This window comes from Micromonospora sp. DT229 (genome assembly GCF_049844505.1).
In the GTDB taxonomy this organism is placed as follows: Bacteria; Actinomycetota; Actinomycetes; order Mycobacteriales; family Micromonosporaceae; genus Micromonospora.
In genome coordinates this window covers 180115-197008 of sequence record NZ_JBNCLD010000003.1, presented here as the reverse complement: position 1 = coordinate 197008, position 16894 = coordinate 180115, and the positions used below count along the sequence as shown (strand labels likewise).

The following is a 16894-nucleotide window of genomic DNA, read 5'->3' as shown; positions in this document are numbered from 1 at the left end:
CCTCTACTTTGCCATATCCCCTCCGGGCACCGGAAACCCGGCCCGGTCGAGGGCCGCCACGTCCCGTTTGTCCAACTGCTGCGGGTCGAGGGCGGCCAGCATGTCCGGCCGGCGTCGGCCGGTGCGCTGCAAGGCCTCGTCGCGGCGCCAGCGGGCGATCCGCCCGTGGTCGCCGGAGCGCAGCACCTCCGGCACCTCCAGCCCTCGCCAGGCCGCCGGCTTGGTGTACATCGGCGCTTCCAGCAGCCCGTGGGCGTGTGACTCCTCGGCCAGCGAGCCGGCGTTGCCGAGCACCCCGGGCAGCAGCCGGGTGACCGCCTCCAGGATCACCAGCACGGCGACCTCGCCGCCGAAGAGCACATAGTCACCCAGACTGACCTCGGTGACCGGCATCCGGGTGGCGGCGTGGTCCAGGACCCGCTGGTCGATGCCCTCGTACCGGCCGCAGGCGAAGATCAGGTGCGGCTCGGCGGCCAACTCGTACGCCAACGCCTGGGTGAAGGGCACCCCGGCCGGGGAGGGCACCAGCAGCCGGGGCGTCGTCGCCGACCCCGCAGGGGCCAGGGCGTCCAGCGCCTCGCCCCACGGCTCGGGCCGCATCACCATGCCCGGCCCACCGCCGTACGGGGTGTCGTCGACCGTGCGGTGCACGTCGTGGGTCCAGGTACGCAGATCGTGTACGGCCAGCCGCAGGGTGCCGTTGGCCCGGGCCTTGCCGATCAGGGACAGATCCAGGGGGGCGAAGTACTCCGGGAAGATCGACACGATGTCGACACGCATCAGGGGTGCTCCGCGGGATCAGAGGTCGAGCAGGCCGTCGGGCAGGTCGACCACGACGCGACCACCGGCGAGATCGACCTCGGGGACCATCACCTTGATGAAGGGAATCAGCGCGGTACGCCCCTCGGGGCGACGCAGCACCAGTAGATCCGAGGCGGGTGCGTGGTCGATCCGGGCCACCTCGCCCAGGCGCTCCCCGGTCGGGGTGACCACGGCCAGCCCGACCAACTGGTGGTCGTGGAACTCCTCCGGGTCCTCCGGCGGGGCCACGTCGGCGCTGTCCACGGCGAGCAGGGTGCCCCGCAACGCCTCCGCGACGTTCCGGTCCAGCACGCCGTCGAAGACGACCAGGAGATGACCCTGGTGCCAGCGGGCAGCCTCCACGGTCAGCTCGGCGGGCACCTCGTAACGCTCTCCCGGACTGGCGGCCGGCTCCGGGCGGCCCCGGGGAACCGCCCCCGGCATGGTGGTCAACACCATGCCGGGGGCGAACCGCGTCTCGGGCTCGTCCGTACGCACCTCCACGGTGACCTCACCGCGGATGCCGTGCGGCTTGCCGATCCTGCCGACGATGAGCTGCATCAGTACGAGTCGACGATGTCGACGCGCACGCCGCGCCCACCGATGGAGCCGATCACCTGGCGCAGTGCCTTGGCGGTCCGACCGGACCGCCCGATCACGGTGCCCAGGTCCTCGGGGTGCACGCGGACTTCGAGCCGCTTGCCCCGACGGGAGTCGACCATCCGGACGCGTACGTCATCGGGGTGATCGACGATGCCCTTGACCAGGTGCTCCAACGCCGGCCGCAGTGCCATGTCAGGCCTGCTCGCCGGAGTCCGCAGCGGCCGGCTCCTCGGCCTTCGGCGCCTCCGCCTCGGCCTTGGCGGCCTTCTTGGCCGGCTTGGCCGGGGTGTCCGCCACACCGGCGGCGGCCTTGGCCTCGGCCTCGTAGGCGGCCGTGCGGTCGACCCGCTCCGGCGCCACCTTCAGCGGCGGCGGGGCCGGCAGGCCCTTGAACTTCTGCCAGTCACCGGTCAGCTCCAGCAGCCGCTGCACCGCCTCGCTCGGCTGAGCGCCGACGGACAGCCAGTACTGGACCCGCTCCGACTTGACCTCGATCACCGAAGGGTCTTCCTTCGGCTGGTAGATCCCGACGAACTCGATCGCCCGGCCGTCGCGCTTGGTACGCGAGTCGGCGATGACGATGCGGTACTGCGGGTTGCGGATCTTGCCCATCCGCAGGAGCCGGATCTTTACGGCCACGGTTGTTTCGCTCCTGTTGCGATCTCACCGGCCCAGGTGGGCGGTGTGCACGGGTGAGCGCCAACCGGCACAGTGGGGTTGGGCCGGAGACAACTCGGGTGGACTGGCGGCACGCCCGGGTTAGAGGGCGCCGGACGCGCGCCGGATACCAGCCAGCCATTCTGCCAGATCCACCCGGGATCCCTCACATCGGACCTGGGTGGGTCACCCAGAGTGGCCCATAAGTGACGTAGAACACAGCTGGCTCAGCGTACGGGTGGACGGTCCCAGCCGACGGGCAACTGCTCCGGGGTGACCCAGTGCGAGGGCGGGGTGAAATCGCACCAGGTGCCGTCGAAGGGGAACTCACCGGCCTCGGCCAGGGCGATCACCCGCTTGCCCTCGGCCCGTACGGCCGCCTCGTCGGTCACCCAGTAGTGCTCCGGGAAGGCCAGCCGCTCGACGAACTCGCCCTCGTCCTTCCACTCCCAACTGCGGTCGGGGCGCACCCACACGTCGAGATCCTGATCCACGATGTCGACGCCGGCCAGCCCGCCGTCGTCCCACCGGACCCCGTTCTCCTCCAGGTTGACGTACCACCCGGCGAATCGCCCCTGCGGGTCGCGGAACCACCAGACGGAGTGCGCCGCGCCGGCGGGCAGGAACTTCAACAGGGGCGGCCCGTTCCACCGCCCCTGCTTCAGCTGGAACGTCGGAGTGATCCACTGCGCGAACGGAACCGCCCGCATCCCCAGCCCGTCGGCGTTCACCTCGCCGGCCACCGGCGAACCCTCGGCCACCCAGAGCAGCAGCCCTCGCTCGTCATCACTGACCACCCGGGCCGACCGAACCCACCCGATCCGCCCACGCCGCACATTGCGGTGCACCACCAACCGCCCCACCTCAAACCTCACCCCCCGACCCTACCGCCCCCACCCCAACCCTCGCCGATCTTGCACTTTCGGTCGCCGAAATGCACCTTTGCTGCGGGTTTACCCCGACAGAAAGTGCAAGATCGACGAGCAGAGCGGGGTGGATGGGTGGGGTGGGGTGGGGTGGGGTGGGGTGGACGGGCAGCGCCTGGGGTGGGTTAGTAGGCGCGGGCGAGGATGGCGGTGAGGTTGGGTTCGTCCTCGGTGTCGGGGACGGAGTTGTCGGCGCGGACCAGGCAGCGGACGGTGACGCCCTGGGCGTTGGCCTTGGCCTCGCCTTCGACACCTACGGCCGACCACGGGACCCGGGCCCAGCCGGTGGCCGCCGCCTCGATCGCCTCCTCCAGGGTGGCCACCTCGGTGGTGCGGGACTGACGGAAGGCGAGGGCCTGGTCGTGCAGCGACTGCTGGTCGGCCTCCAGGGCGGCGAGCACCGCGCCGACCACGTCCGCGACCGGGGTGGGGGCCTTCGAGCCGTCCGTACGCCGGACCACCACCGCGTTGCCGGCGGCCAGATCGCGGGGGCCGACCTCGACACGTACCGGGTAGCCGCGCAGCTCGGCGTCGACGGCCCGGCGGCCGAAGGGGGTGTCGGTGCGGTCGTCGAGCATGACCCGGACCCCGGCGTCGCGCAGGGCGTCGCGCAGCTTGGCCGCCGCCTCGCCCACACCCTCGCCGTCCTTGACCACCATGACGTACGCCTGCACCGGGGCCAGCTTCGGCGGCACCCGCAGACCGTTGTCGTCACCGTGGCACATGATCAGACCGCCGAGCATCCGGGTCGAGGTGCCCCAGGAGGTGGTCCAGGCGTGCTCCCGACCACCCTCGGCCGAGGAGTAGCTGATGTCGAAGGCCTTGGCGAAGTTCTGCCCGAGCTCGTGGCTGGTGCCGAGCTGGAGGGCCTTGCCGTCGCCCATCATGCCTTCGCAGGTGTACGTGGCGGTCGCCCCGGCGAACCGCTCCCGGGTGGTCTTGAGCCCGACCACCACCGGGATGCCGAGCACGTTGACCATCAGGTCCTCGTACGCCTCGTGCAGGATCTTGCGGGCGTAGGCCCGGGCATCGGAACGGGTGGCGTGGGCGGTGTGCCCCTCCTGCCAGAGGAACTCGCTGGTACGCAGGAAGATCCGGGGGCGCAGCTCCCAGCGGACCACGTTGGCCCACTGGTTGAGCAGCAGCGGCAGGTCCCGGTACGAGTCGATCCACTTGGCCATGAACTCGCCGATGACCGTCTCGCTGGTGGGGCGCACCACGACCGGCTCGGCCAACTGCTTGCCGCCGCCGTGGGTGACCACCGCCAGCTCCGGCGAGAAGCCCTCGACGTGCTCGGCCTCGCGCTTGAGGTAGCTCTCCGGGATGAACAGCGGGAAGTACGCGTTCTCCGCCCCGGCTGCCTTGATCCGGTCGTCCATCTCGGCCTGCATCCGCTCCCAGATGGCGTAGCCGGCCGGTCGGATCACCATGGTCCCCCGCACCGGCCCGTTGTCGGCCAGCTTCGCCTTAGCGATGAGGTCCTGGTACCACCGGGGGAAGTCTTCAGCCCGGGGAGTAAGCACGCGCGCCATAACCGCACATCCTATGCAGGGGCGAACGGGGCAGCGCGATCGGGCGCGGCATCACCACCATCAGCGGGTCAGCGGATGACCCGACCGCGCAGCACGATGCGGGTGGGCTCGCGAACCACCCGCAGGTCCCGGCGCGGGTCGTCGGAGTAGACGACGAGGTCGGCGAGGCCACCGTCGACCAGGCCGGGGAAGCCCAGCCACTCCCGGGCCCGCCAGGTGGCGGCGGCGAGCACGTCCTCGGTGCTCATGCCGGCCTGCTCGTGCAGCAGCAGCATCTCCTCGGCGGCCAGGCCGTGGTCGATACCGCCACCGGCGTCGGTACCCACGAAGATCGGCACCCCGGCCTCGTACGCCGAACGCACCACCTCCGGGAAGCGGTCCCGCAGGGCGATCATGTGGTCGGCGTACCCGGGGAACTTGGGTCGGGCCTGGTCGGCGATGTGGCCGAAGGTCTGGATGTTGATCATTGTGGGGATCAACGCGGTGCCCTGCCGGGCCATCAGGTCGATCAGGTCCAGACTCAACCCGGTGCCGTGCTCGACCGAGTCCACCCCGGCCCGCACCATGATCTCCACGGCCGACTCGCTGAAGGTGTGCACGGCGGCGCGTACCCCGGCGGCGTGCGCGGCGGCCACCGCGGCGGCCATCGTGTCCGCGTCCCAGGCCGGCGCCAGGTCACCGACCCCCCGGTCGATCCAGTCCCCGACCAGCTTGACCCAGCCGCTGCCGGCCGCCGCCTGCTCGGCCACGGTCGCCGCCACCTGGGCCGCCTCGACCTCCACCCCGATGTCGCGCAGGTAGCGCCTCGGCGGCGCGATGTGTCGCCCGGCCCGGACCATCCGGGGCAGGTCGGGTTCGTCCTCGAGCTCCGGGTACGGGAAGGGCGAACCGGCGTCCCGGATCGCCAGCACACCCGCGTCCCGGTCGATCCGCGCCAAGGCCCGCGCCTGGTCCAGCGAGGTGATCGGGGTCGCGCCCCGGGCGATGCCGATGTGGCAGTGCGCGTCCACCAGCCCTGGCAGGACGAAGCCGCCATCGGCGATCGTCTCGGCGCCGGGCACCGGTTCGAAGGTGATCCGGTCGCCGACCAGCCACAGATCCCGGACCTCGTCGTCCGGCAGGAGCACACCGCGCACATGCAGAGCCATGCGCACAGTCCTACCGGATCACTCTCCGTCGCTGGCGAGGAGCCCCGCCCGCCGTACGGTCAGGTGCCGACACCGACACCTGCCGTCACCGACACGCTCAGCGGGGCGGCTGGCCGCCCTTGCCGAGCTTGTTGAAGTCGATCTTCGGGAGCTTGAAGCCCGGCGGGAGGCCCTGACCGGCCGCCAGGTCCTCCGGGTTCATGCCCGGCGGAAGCTGCGGCATGCCGCCCGGGAAGCCACCGGGCATCCCGGCGCCGGTACGCGGCCGACCGCCGCCCTTCGTACCCTTGCGCTTGTTCTTCGGGCTCTTGGTGGCCTTGCGCCGCCCTCCGGGCAGGCCCATCATGCCGCCCATCTGCTTCATCATCTTCTGCGCGTCGGCGAAGCGGTTGAGCAGCTGGTTGACGTCCATCACGGTGACCCCGGAGCCGTTGGCGATCCGGGCCCGCCGGGAGCCGTTGATGATCTTCGGGTTGGTCCGCTCGGCCGGGGTCATCGACCGGATGATCGCGGTGATCCGGTCGAAGTGCTTGTCGTCCACCTCGGCCAACTGGTCCTTGACCTGCCCCATGCCGGGCATCATGGCCAGCACGTTGGCGATCGGCCCCATCCGGCGCACCGCGATGAGCTGGTCGAGGAAGTCCTCCAGGGTGAACTGCTCGCCGCCCATCAGCTTGGCGGTCATCTTCTCCTTCTGATCGGTGTCGAAGGCCGCCTCGGCCTGCTCGATCAGAGTGAGAACGTCGCCCATGCCGAGGATCCGGCTGGCCATCCGGTCGGGGTGGAAGACGTCGAAGTCCTCCAGCTTCTCGCCGGTGGAGGCGAACAGGATCGGCTGCCCGGTGACCTCACGCACCGACAGGGCGGCACCACCGCGAGCGTCGCCGTCGAGCTTGGAGAGCACCACGCCGGTGATACCGACGCCGTCGCGGAAGGCCTCGGCGGTACGCACCGCGTCCTGACCGACCATCGCGTCGATGACGAAGATGACCTCGTCGGGGTCGACCGCGTCGCGGATGTCGGCGGCCTGCTGCATCATCTCGGCGTCGATGCCGAGTCGGCCGGCGGTGTCGACGATGACCACGTCGCGGGCGGCCCGTCGGGCGTGCTCAATCGACGCCTTCGCCACCTGCACCGGGTCACCGACGCCGTTGCCGGGCTCCGGGGCGTACACCTCGACCCCGGCCCGACCACCGAGCACCTGGAGCTGCCCGACGGCGTTGGGGCGCTGGAGGTCGGCGGCGACCAGCAGCGGCTGGTGGCCCTGGGCCTTGAGCCAACGGGCCAGCTTGCCGGCGAGGGTGGTCTTACCGGAACCCTGGAGGCCGGCGAGCATGATCACGGTCGGCGGCTGCTTGGCGAACTGGAGCCGACGCCCCTCGCCACCGAGGACGGTGACCAGTTCCTCGTTGACGATCTTGATGATCTGCTGGGCCGGGTTGAGCGCCTGGGAGACCTCCGCGCCGCGCGCCCGTTCCTTGACGTTCCCGATGAAGCCCTTGACCACCGGCAGCGCGACGTCGGCCTCCAGCAGCGCGAGGCGAATCTCGCGCGCGGTGGCGTCGATGTCGGCGTCGGTGAGGCGTCCCTTGCCGCGGAGCTTGGTGAAGATCCCGGAGAGGCGGTCACTCAAGGTGTCAAACACGCGAACATCCCGATTGTCAGTGGCCCGGCGAGCACGAACACGACCGGACAGAGATGCCCAGCCACCGCTAGGGTAGCCCGCCACCCACCGTCGTGCTCCACGCAGCCGCCCGCACCGGCCGCCCCGGACCGACCGACCTGCACAGCTCGTGGGTAGGGCGGCGGTCCGGGCGTGCGCCACAGCCGGCAGGTCAGCCGGAAACGCCCAGCCGGTCGATTATCTCCGCCGCCACCTGCTCCGGGGTGCGTCCGTCGTTGGTCACCTCGATGGTGTCCGGCTCCCGATCGGCGAGACCGGCCAGCCCGGTGAGAGCCCGCGACACCTGCCGCTGCCGCCAGGCCCGGGCCGCCACGTCCGCCGCGTCGGCGTCGATCCGGGCCCGCAACGCCGGCTCGGGCACCTGCAACACCAGCTGTCGTACGGTCCGGCCCCGGTCACGGAGACCGTCGAGGATCTCGGTGCGGTGGGTGGGCTGCAGCAGGCTCATCGGCACCACGACCGGCCGATCGGCGTGGGCGGCCAGCCCGACGAGCCGTACGGTCCACCGGCGCCAGGCGACCAGATCCTGGTAGTCGCCCGTGGGCACCTTCCGGACCCGCCGCAGCAGACCGCCGATCCACTCCGGATCGACGCGTCGCGCGGTCGGCAGTCGCCGGCACAGGGCGTCGGCCACCGTGGTCTTGCCCGCCCCGAAGGCACCGTTCAGCCAGATGATCACACAGCCATCATCGATCACGATCCGGCGGTAGGTCGCCCCGGCACGATTGTTAACAGGGGGCCCTTGTACTACCGGAGGCGTTAACAAGGTGCCCTTCCTTACACCTACACGGCGGCTAGGACGGCGGCTTCCAGGCGGGTGCGTTCGTCGTCGGAGGGCCAGGAGCCGACGAGGTAGAAGACGTCGACCACGTCCCCGCCCAGGGTGGCGATCCGGGCCGCCCGGACCTGGGCGCCGGCCGCGTCCAGGGCGCTGGTCACCCGGTACAGCAGACCGGCGGCGTCCGCGGCCCGCAACTCCAGCAGCACCGCGTCGGTGGCGGCGTCCCGGTGCCAGACCACCCGTGGTTCGGCCCCGGCCCCCCGTGCGGCCAGGGCCCGTCCACGCAGTCGCTGGGTGACGGACACGTCGCCACCGACCGCCCGACGCAGGTCGGAACTGAGCGCCACCGGCTCGGGGGGCAGCCCGTAGCGGGGCTGCACCCGGCACTCCACCAGGGCCCGCCCGTCCACCGTCGAGGCGTCCGCGGCCAGCACCTCCAGACGGTGCAGGGCCAGGCAACCGGCCACCGTGGCGAGCAGGCCCCGCCGGTCCGCCGCGGCCACCGCCACCCGGTCCCCGGTCAGGTGTACGACCGGCAGCGGCCCCGCCACCAGGGCCGGGTCCGGGGCGGGCGGTTCGGGTACCGCCCCGGTGTCCAGGGTGGTACGGACCCGGGCCACCAGTTCGGCGATCAGCCGGCCCTTCCAGTCCGACCAGGCCCCCGGTCCGGTGGCGGCGGCATCCGCCCGGGCCAGGGCGTGCAGCAGGTCGAGGGTGGTGACGTCGCCGACCGCCTCGGCCACCCCGGAGATGGTCACCGGATCGGCCAGATCGCGGCGGGTGGCCACCTCGGGCAGCAGCAGGTGCAGCCGGACCAGGGTGCCGATCAGTTTCGCCTCGGCGGCGGGCAGGCCGATCCGGGCGGCCATCGCCTCGGCGATCGGTGCGCCGACCGTGGAGTGGTCGCCCGGCAGGCCCTTGCCGATGTCGTGCAGGAAGGCACCGAGCAGCAGCAGGTCCGGGCGGTCCACGTCGCGGGTGTGCCGGCTGGCCTCGAAGGCGGTCTGCACCAGGTGCCGGTCCAGGGTGAACCGGTGCACCGGGTTGTGCTGGGGCAGGCTGCGCAGTCGGGTCCACTCCGGCAGCCAGCCGTCGATCAGCCCGTACCGGTCGCAGGTCTCCCAGGCGGGCAGCAGTCCGGTGCCGGCGCCGAGCAGGGTGGTCAGGGCGGCTCGGGCCTCCGCCGGCCAGGGGGTGGGCAGCGGCGGGCAGTAGGTGGCCAGCCACTCGCAGGTGGCGCGGGCGATCGGCAGCCCGGTGACCGCCGCGGCGGCGGCCACCCGCAGCGAGAGGTTGGGGTCGGGGCGGGCCCCGATGGCGGTACGGGCCAGCACCAGTTCCCCGTCGTGCTCGACCACGTCCCGGGCCACCGGGCGGCGCAGCGGTCGCCCGTCGGCGCCCCTACGGCGACCGGATCGCAGCCGGTCGGCGGCCCGGAAGGCGTCGTCCAGGGCGTGGCTGATGGTCCGGGCGTCCCCGGCCACCCGACGCAGCAGGGCATCCCCGTCACCGGCCGAACCAGCAGGCCCCGCGGCACCGGTGTCGCCGGATGGTGCCTGGCGCAGGCCGAGCAGGGCGGCCACCCCTTCGCGTTCCTGGGCCAGCAGCCGGTCTACCCGACGGCCCACCTGCTGGTGCAGGGCGTCCCGGGTGTCCAGCAGGCGAAGGTGGGCGGCGTGCACGGCGGGACGCAGCGCATCCGTGATCCCGGCCAGCGCCACGGCCCGCAGGATGCCGACGTCCCGCAACCCCCCGGCGGCCTCCTTGAGGTCGCCTTCGAGCAGGAAGGCCAACTCGCCGTGGGCCTGCCAGCGGGCGAGGGTGGTCTCCCGCAGCGGAGCCAGTTGGCGTACGGCGGTGCGCCGCCAGTGGTCGGTGGCGCTGCGGATCAGGGTGTCGGCCAGGTCGGGGTCACCGGCGACGAGGCGGGCGTCCAGCAGCCCCAGGGCCACCTTGACGTCGTCCTGGGCCACCGACAGGGCCTCGGCGACGGTGCGTACGGAGTGGTCCAGCCGCAGGCCGGCGTCCCAGATCGGGTACCACAGCTCCGCGGCCAGCTCGTCGATCCCGGCCACCCCGGAGTGCACCAGCACCAGGTCCAGGTCGCCGTAGGGGGCGCACTGCCACCGGCCCAGCCCGCCGACCGCCAGCAGGGCGACGCCCGGCCGGTCCGGCAGCAGTAGCCGGGCCAGCCAGGCGTCGTACGCCTCGGCTCGGGCTCGACGCGCGGTGGCGCCGATCCCGGCCGGTACGCCGACGACCTCGTTGACCTTCGGTGCTGCCGTGGGGCTGGAAGCCGAGGCTTGCCGAGAGGTCAACGAGGTCATCGACGGTGTCTCCTTACAGTGCGTCCAGGCCGCGCTCGCCGGTGCGGACCCGGACGACCTCCTCGACTCCGGTCACCCAGACCTTGCCGTCACCGATCTTGCCCGTCCGGGCGGCTCCGACCACGGCGTCGACGATCTTCTCGACGTCGATCTCGTCGGTCAGCACCTCCACCCGGATCTTGGGCAGGAACTCGACGGTGTACTCGGCACCCCGATAGACCTCGGTGTGCCCCTTCTGTCGCCCGTAGCCCTGGACCTCACTGACGGTCAGTCCGGCCACGCCCAGGGCGTGCAGGGCCTCCTTGACGGCGTCCAACTGGTGCGGCTTGATGACCGCGGTCACCAGCTTCATGTCCAACCCCTCCATCTCACGAACGTTAGCCGGCGACCTTTTCGCTTACCGCTTCGGTGGGCTCACCCTTCGGCTTGGCCGACGGAGCAATACCCGCGGCGGCGAAGGCCCCGCCACCACCACTCGTGGAGCTGAACTCGTACGCGCTCTCGGCGTGCTCGGCGTTGTCGATGCCCTCGACCTCGGCCTCGGCGCTGACCCGGAAGCCGATGGTCTTCTCGATCACGAGACCGATGATGTACGCGACCACGAAGGAGTAGACCAGCACCGCGACGACGCCGACCGCCTGCAGACCCAGCAGCTTGATGCCGCCGCCGTAGAGCAGACCCGCGTTGCCGTCACCGGCCAGCACCTCGATGGCGAGGAAGCCGATGAGCAGCGAGCCGATGATGCCGCCGACCATGTGCACGGCGACCACGTCGAGGGAGTCGTCGTACTTGAACTTGTACTTCATGCCGACCGCGAGGGCACAGACCGCACCGGCGATCACGCCGAGGGCGATGGCGCCCAGCGGCTCCAGGAACGCACAGGCGGGGGTGATGCCGACCAGACCGGCGATCGCACCGGAGGCCGCACCCAGGGTGGTCGGCTTGCCGTCACGCAGCCACTCGACCACGATCCAGCCGAGCACCGCGGCGGCCGTGGCGACCTGGGTGTTGATCAGCGAGACGGCGGCGGCGCCGTCGGCCGCACCGGCGGAGCCGGCGTTGAAGCCGAACCAGCCGAACCACAGCAGCGCCGCGCCGAGCAGCACCATGGGCAGGTTGTGCGGCTTGAACTTGTCCTTCGGCCAGCCGACCCGCTTGCCGAGTACGAGCGCCAGGGCGAGCGCCGCGGCACCGGCGTTGATGTGCACCGCCGTGCCACCGGCGAAGTCGAGCACGCCCAGCTCGCCGATCCAGCCACCGCCCCAGACCCAGTGCGCGACCGGGAAGTAGACCAGGGTGGCCCACAGGCCGGCGAAGAGCAGCCACGGGCCGAACTTGGCCCGGTCGGCGATCGCGCCGCTGATCAGGGCGACGGTGATCACCGCGAACATCAGCTGGAAACCGGCGAACAGCAGGTCGGGGATGCCGCCCTCGGTGCCGCTCTCCAGCATGCCGCGCAGACCGGCGGCGGAAAGATCACCAGTGATCCCGCCGATGTCCCCACTGAAGGCGATGCTGTAGCCGTAGAACACCCACAACAGGCTGACCAGGCCGATCGCGCCGAAGCTCATCATCATCATGTTGAGCACGGACTTGGATCGCGTCATGCCGCCGTAGAACAAAGCCAGGCCGGGCGTCATGAGCAACACCAGCGCGGCAGAAGTCAAAATCCAGGCGGTGGCACCAGAATCTAGCTCCGGCACGCTGCCTCCTCTCGGGTTGTTTTCCCTCCTTCCCGGCATCGCGCAGCATCGCCCGTACGCCGGTTGGCCGGAAGCCTGGTCGCCGGCTGTTTCGACGAAGGTCCCCGGCTGGTTTCCGGACCGTGACGGCTTGTTTCGTACGTGTGAAGAAAACCGCACACCTCAGCGCTTCGACGGTGGTCAATCAGCCATTTGGTGCCGGTCTATCCCCCTGACGGTTTACCGCAGGGCGTACTCCAGGGCATGACGCTCGTAATCGAGCAGTCGAAGATCACGCATCGGCCGACGCAGGTGACCCTTGTGCACGATCCGCACGAAGGCCGGCTCCCCGGCCGCGGCCATCCGCCGGATGCCCTCCACGTGGTCGACGATCCGCTTGCGGATGGTACGGATCAGCCGGTGCCGGTCCCGCGGAATCAACCCGTACGCGTCGGCGAACAACCGCAACCGGCGCGGCCGGTCCGGACGCTTCCAGCCCAGGGTGATCGAGTCCCGGTCGGAGAAGATCGGCACCCAGGTCCAGGCCGCGTACGCCACGTCGTAGATCCGGGCGCCCGGGGAGGCCAGATCGAAGTCGATCAGCCCCAGGGTGCCGTCCGGCCGCCAGATCACGTTGTGCGGCGCGGCGTCGTGGTGACAGATCACCTCGGTGTCCGGGGGTGGCGGCCCGAAGGAGCGCCACACCGCGTTGGCCGGCGGCACGAAACCGTACTGGGCGTCGTGGAACATCCGCAGCATGGTGGCCACGGTGACCAGTGCCTCGTCGGTGACCCAGTGCGGGGCCAGCGGGTACTCCCCGCACTCCCCTTCCAGGTACGACAGCACCTCCCGGTTGCGCTCGTCCATGCCGAGGGCCCGGGGGGCGCCGGTGAACCCGACGTACTCCAGGTGACGCAGCAGGGCGTGCACCGCCGGGGTCCACGGTCCGGCGTTACGCCGGACCGTGTCGCCGACCCGCACCACGGTGCTGACGTTCCCGCCGTGCAGGGGGATCTCCTGCGAAGTCACGTACGGTCTCCCGAGGCGCTGCGACGGGTGGCTCGGGTCACGCCAACCCGCGTACACGCGATTGTCTCTGGTCACCCGAGGTTACGCGGTCGGCCCGGGGGCTTCGGTGCCCAGCAAGGCGTCGACGAACTGCACGGGGTCGAACGGGGCCAGGTCGTCCGGACCCTCGCCCAGGCCGACCAGCTTCACCGGGATGCCCAGCTTGCGCTGTACGGCGATCACGATGCCGCCCTTGGCGGTGCCGTCGAGCTTGGTGAGCACCACCCCGGTGACATTGACCACCCCGGTGAAGACCCGGGCCTGCTCCAGACCGTTCTGCCCGGTGGTGGCGTCGAGGACGAGCAGGGTCTCGTCGATCGGGCCGTGCTTCTCCACCACCCGCTTGACCTTGCCCAGCTCGTCCATCAGGCCGACCTTGTTCTGCAACCGGCCGGCGGTGTCCACGAGCACGGTGTCCACCCCGGTGTCGATGCCGCGGCGGACCGCGTCGAAGGCGACACTGGCCGGGTCGGCGCCCTCCGGGCCCCGGACGGTCTCCGCCCCGACCCGTCCGGCCCAGGTCTCCAACTGGTCGGCGGCGGCGGCCCGGAAGGTGTCCGCTGCCCCGAGCAGCACGGTGCGGCCGTCGGCGATGAGCACCCGGGCGATCTTGCCGCAGGTGGTGGTCTTGCCGGCACCGTTGACCCCGACCACCAGCAGCACCGCCGGCACCCCTTCCTTGGGTGTGGTGCGCAGCGAGCGGTCCAGCTCCGGGTCGAGCGCGTTGACCAGCTCGGCGGCGAGCAGGGCGCGCAGTTCGGCGGTCGAACGGGTGCCGAGCACCCGGGTCCGCTCCCGCAGCCGGTCGACGATCTCGCGGGTGGCGTCGATCCCCACGTCGGCGGTGATCAGGCTGTCCTCGATCTCCTCCCAGACGTCCTCGTCCAGGCGGTCACGGCTGAGCAGGCCGAGCAGCCCCTTGCCGAAGGCGTTCTGCGAACGGGACAGGCGGGACCGCAGCCGAACCAGCCGACCGGCGGTCGGCTCGGGCACCTCGACGGTCGGGGCCGGCGCCTCCACCACCGGCGGCGGCTCGACCAGAATCCCGGTGGACAACTCGGCCTCCGGGGCCTCCACCGGCGGACCGGCCAGTTCCTCCTCCGCCCGCGTGTCGACCTCGGTACGCGGCAGCGGCGGTGCCGGCCGACGGCGCAGCCTCGGCACGACCAACCCGATGCCGCCGAGGATCAGCACACCGAGCAGGGCCAGAGCGATGAGGTGGTATTCCGTCATGCCGAAATCCTGTCAGATGGCGGCGACCGCGTCTCAGCCACCGCTCCCCCACCCCGGCACGTCGACGGCGATAGTCTCGCACCACAGTCAGCACTGGTATGGCCGCTGATCGGGTAGTAGAGGTTGAACCACTCTCATCTGGAGGTTCCTCATGCCCGCCGAGCTGCTCATCGGCCCACTGCTGCGCCGGGTCGTCGGTACGCGGGCCACGATCTGGGTGGAGACCACGGCCCCGGCGGTGGTCACCGTCCGCACGGCCGCCGGCGCCACCGGCACGGCGCACACCTTCACCGCGTACGACCATCACTACGCCCTGGTGGTGGTCGAGGGGCTGATCCCGGACAGCGCCACCACCTACGAGGTGTTCCTCGACGACCAGGTGGTCTGGCCGCTGCCCAAGGGGCGTTTCCCGCCCAGTGTGATCCGTACCCGGGCCGCCGACGACCGGGACCAGCCGGTACGACTACTCTTCGGCTCCTGCCGGGAGACCACCCAGCACGCCACCACCCGCAAACTGCCCCCGGACGCCCTGGACGCGTACGCCCGGCGGATCCTGGCCGACCCGGACCCGGCGGCCCTACCGGACCTGCTGGTGCTCCTCGGCGACCAGGTCTACGCCGACGAGACCTCACCGACGGTGAAGCGACTGCTCAGGCGACGGCGACGCCGCCCGGCGAAGGCCCCCAGCGACCAGGTGGTCAGCTTCGACGAATACACCAAGCTCTACCTGGAGTCCTGGGGAGACCCGGAGATCCGCTGGCTGTTCTCCACCGTGCCGAACGTGATGATCTTCGACGATCACGAGATCATCGACGACTGGAACACCTCGGCCTCCTGGCGCGCAGACATGCGCGAGCAGCCCTGGTGGGCCGAGCGGATCGCCAGTGGCCTGGCCACCTACTGGGTGTATCAGCACCTGGGCAACCTGTCCCCGGACGAGATCGCGGCCGACCCGGTCTACGCCAAGGTGACCACGGCCGGGGACGCCACCGAGGTGCTGCGCGAGTTCGGTCAGCGGGTGGACACCGAGGCCGACCTGGCGCACGATCCGGAGCGGTGGCACGCGGTGCAGTACCAGTGGAGCTACTCCCTGGATCTGGGGCGTACCCGCCTGGTCATGCTGGACACCCGGTGCAGCCGGGTGCTGCTGCCGGGCCAACGGGCGATGCTGCCGTCCGGGGAATGGGCCTGGTTCGTCGACCGGGTGCACGGTGACTACGACCACCTGGTGGTCGGATCCTCGCTGCCCTGGCTGATGCCGCCGGGCATCCACCACGTCGAGGCGTGGAACGAGAAGCTGGCCGACTCGTCCCGCCCCTGGCTCGCCGCCCTGTCCGAGCGGCTCCGTCGCGGGCTGGATCTGGAGCACTGGGGTGCCTTCCGCCGCTCGTTCGACGCCATGGGTGCCCTGTTCGCCCGGGTCGGTGGCGGCACCCCGGGTGAGCCGGACGACCGCAAGGGGGCCGGTCCGGCGTACCCGCCCCCGGCATCGATCAACGTGCTCTCCGGTGATGTGCACCACTCGTACGTGGCCCGGGTCCGGTTCGCCGATTCGACCGTACGCACCCCGGTGCACCAGTTGACCTGCTCACCGATCCACAACCAGGTGCCGGCCGGGATGCGTCCACTGATGCGGCTGGGCTGGGCCCGGGGACCGGCCTCGGCCACCCGGGCACTGGCCCGTACCGCCGGGGTGCCCCGGCCGCAGGTGCGCTGGCGCAAGCTGGCCGGCCCGTACTTCGGCAACGCGGTGGCCACCCTGACGCACGCCAAGCGCACCGCCGACGTGATCATCGAGGGCACCACCAACGACGGCCACCTGCGCCAGGTGGCCCACCACCGCCTGACCCCCTGAGAGGCCCCCGGTTGACGCTGTGCTGCGGGGCGGCCAGCAGACCGTCACCCCGGCTCCGTAGTCTCGTCGCCGTGGACGAAGATCTGCCGGTGAGCGTGGACGAGGATCTGCCGGAGAGCCTGCGCGAGGTGGGGGACGAGCTGGCCGCCCTGCTCCGGCGGGCCAGGGCCCTCTCCTGGGAGATCGCCAGCGAGGTGCACCCGAATCTGGAGCCGAACGCGTACGGGCTGCTGCTCTGGTTGCGTCGCTCCGGCGCGATCCGGCTCACCGACCTGGCCGCCCGGCTGGGGGTCGGCAAGGGCACCCTCAGCCGGCAGATCCACAACCTGGAACTCCTCGGCCTGGTACGACGGGATCCGGATCCCGGTGACCGGCGGGCCGCCCAGCTCAGCCTGACCGAGGAAGGCCAGCGCCGCTTCGACGCCGCCCGGGCGCCCCGACTGGGACAGATCCGGCGAGCGCTACAGAGCTGGCCGCAACAGGACGTCGAGGAGTTCGCCCGGCTGATCCGCCGGTTCAACGACGCCTGGGGCTGATCCTCGCACCGCCGAAGAGGCCGCCAGCGGGCGGAATAGTCCTGGGCCCGGCGCAAGTTGT

General features: G+C 71.3%; 16 protein-coding genes. 2 read left to right on the top strand and 14 right to left on the bottom strand.

The window, feature by feature from the left end; translation table 11 throughout:
* Window positions 1-3 precede the first annotated feature (3 nt).
* From trmD to ftsY, 14 genes are all read right to left on the bottom strand, one after another.
* Complete coding sequence (trmD, locus tag ACLQ2T_RS06395) at window positions 4-780, bottom strand: tRNA (guanosine(37)-N1)-methyltransferase TrmD (protein ID WP_425765042.1); 777 nt, start codon at window positions 778-780, stop codon at window positions 4-6.
* 18 nt (window positions 781-798) lie between these two features.
* Window positions 799-1362, bottom strand: a complete 564-nt coding sequence (gene rimM, locus ACLQ2T_RS06390; RefSeq protein WP_425765041.1) for a ribosome maturation factor RimM — start codon at window positions 1360-1362, stop codon at window positions 799-801.
* Window positions 1362-1622: an RNA-binding protein gene (locus ACLQ2T_RS06385; protein WP_175440282.1), complete on the bottom strand. Its 261-nt coding sequence runs from the start codon at window positions 1620-1622 to the stop codon at window positions 1362-1364. The genes rimM and ACLQ2T_RS06385 overlap by 1 nt, the downstream gene beginning before the upstream one ends.
* Complete coding sequence (rpsP, locus tag ACLQ2T_RS06380) at window positions 1597-2043, bottom strand: 30S ribosomal protein S16 (protein ID WP_327022257.1); 447 nt, start codon at window positions 2041-2043, stop codon at window positions 1597-1599. The genes ACLQ2T_RS06385 and rpsP overlap by 26 nt, the downstream gene beginning before the upstream one ends.
* Window positions 2044-2288: 245 nt before the next feature.
* Window positions 2289-2936, bottom strand: coding sequence for a DUF402 domain-containing protein (locus ACLQ2T_RS06375; RefSeq protein WP_425765040.1), 648 nt, complete (start codon window positions 2934-2936; stop codon window positions 2289-2291).
* A gap of 176 nt (window positions 2937-3112) precedes the next feature.
* A complete protein-coding gene (gene proS / locus ACLQ2T_RS06370) occupies window positions 3113-4519 on the bottom strand; it encodes a proline--tRNA ligase (protein WP_425765039.1) in 1407 nt (468 codons plus the stop codon).
* Between the two features lie 68 nt (window positions 4520-4587).
* On the bottom strand, window positions 4588-5667 hold the full coding sequence (locus ACLQ2T_RS06365; protein ID WP_425765038.1) for an amidohydrolase family protein: 1080 nt from the start codon (window positions 5665-5667) through the stop codon (window positions 4588-4590).
* A gap of 97 nt (window positions 5668-5764) precedes the next feature.
* Window positions 5765-7312: a signal recognition particle protein gene (gene ffh, locus ACLQ2T_RS06360; protein WP_425765037.1), complete on the bottom strand. Its 1548-nt coding sequence runs from the start codon at window positions 7310-7312 to the stop codon at window positions 5765-5767.
* A gap of 190 nt (window positions 7313-7502) precedes the next feature.
* The gene (locus tag ACLQ2T_RS06355; protein ID WP_425765036.1) at window positions 7503-8030 is read right to left on the bottom strand and encodes an AAA family ATPase; all 528 of its coding nucleotides are present in this window, start codon (window positions 8028-8030) and stop codon (window positions 7503-7505) included.
* Between the two features lie 104 nt (window positions 8031-8134).
* The gene (locus tag ACLQ2T_RS06350) at window positions 8135-10459 is read right to left on the bottom strand and encodes a [protein-PII] uridylyltransferase (RefSeq protein ID WP_425765035.1); all 2325 of its coding nucleotides are present in this window, start codon (window positions 10457-10459) and stop codon (window positions 8135-8137) included.
* Window positions 10460-10472: 13 nt separating this feature from the next.
* Complete coding sequence (locus ACLQ2T_RS06345; protein WP_165521895.1) at window positions 10473-10811, bottom strand: P-II family nitrogen regulator; 339 nt, start codon at window positions 10809-10811, stop codon at window positions 10473-10475.
* Between the two features lie 25 nt (window positions 10812-10836).
* Window positions 10837-12201, bottom strand: coding sequence for an ammonium transporter (locus ACLQ2T_RS06340; protein WP_425765034.1), 1365 nt, complete (start codon window positions 12199-12201; stop codon window positions 10837-10839).
* A 180-nt stretch (window positions 12202-12381) separates the two neighbouring features.
* On the bottom strand, window positions 12382-13227 hold the full coding sequence (locus ACLQ2T_RS06335) for an aminoglycoside phosphotransferase family protein (RefSeq protein WP_425765229.1): 846 nt from the start codon (window positions 13225-13227) through the stop codon (window positions 12382-12384).
* A gap of 24 nt (window positions 13228-13251) precedes the next feature.
* On the bottom strand, window positions 13252-14442 hold the full coding sequence (gene ftsY / locus ACLQ2T_RS06330; protein ID WP_425765033.1) for a signal recognition particle-docking protein FtsY: 1191 nt from the start codon (window positions 14440-14442) through the stop codon (window positions 13252-13254).
* A 151-nt stretch (window positions 14443-14593) separates the two neighbouring features.
* Here ftsY and ACLQ2T_RS06325 point away from each other — a divergent pair, with 151 nt between their 5' ends.
* Both ACLQ2T_RS06325 and ACLQ2T_RS06320 read left to right on the top strand, forming a co-directional pair.
* A complete protein-coding gene (locus ACLQ2T_RS06325) occupies window positions 14594-16297 on the top strand; it encodes an alkaline phosphatase D family protein (RefSeq protein WP_425765032.1) in 1704 nt (567 codons plus the stop codon).
* A 71-nt stretch (window positions 16298-16368) separates the two neighbouring features.
* Complete coding sequence (locus ACLQ2T_RS06320; protein ID WP_425765031.1) at window positions 16369-16833, top strand: MarR family winged helix-turn-helix transcriptional regulator; 465 nt, start codon at window positions 16369-16371, stop codon at window positions 16831-16833.
* Window positions 16834-16894: the final 61 nt, after the last annotated feature.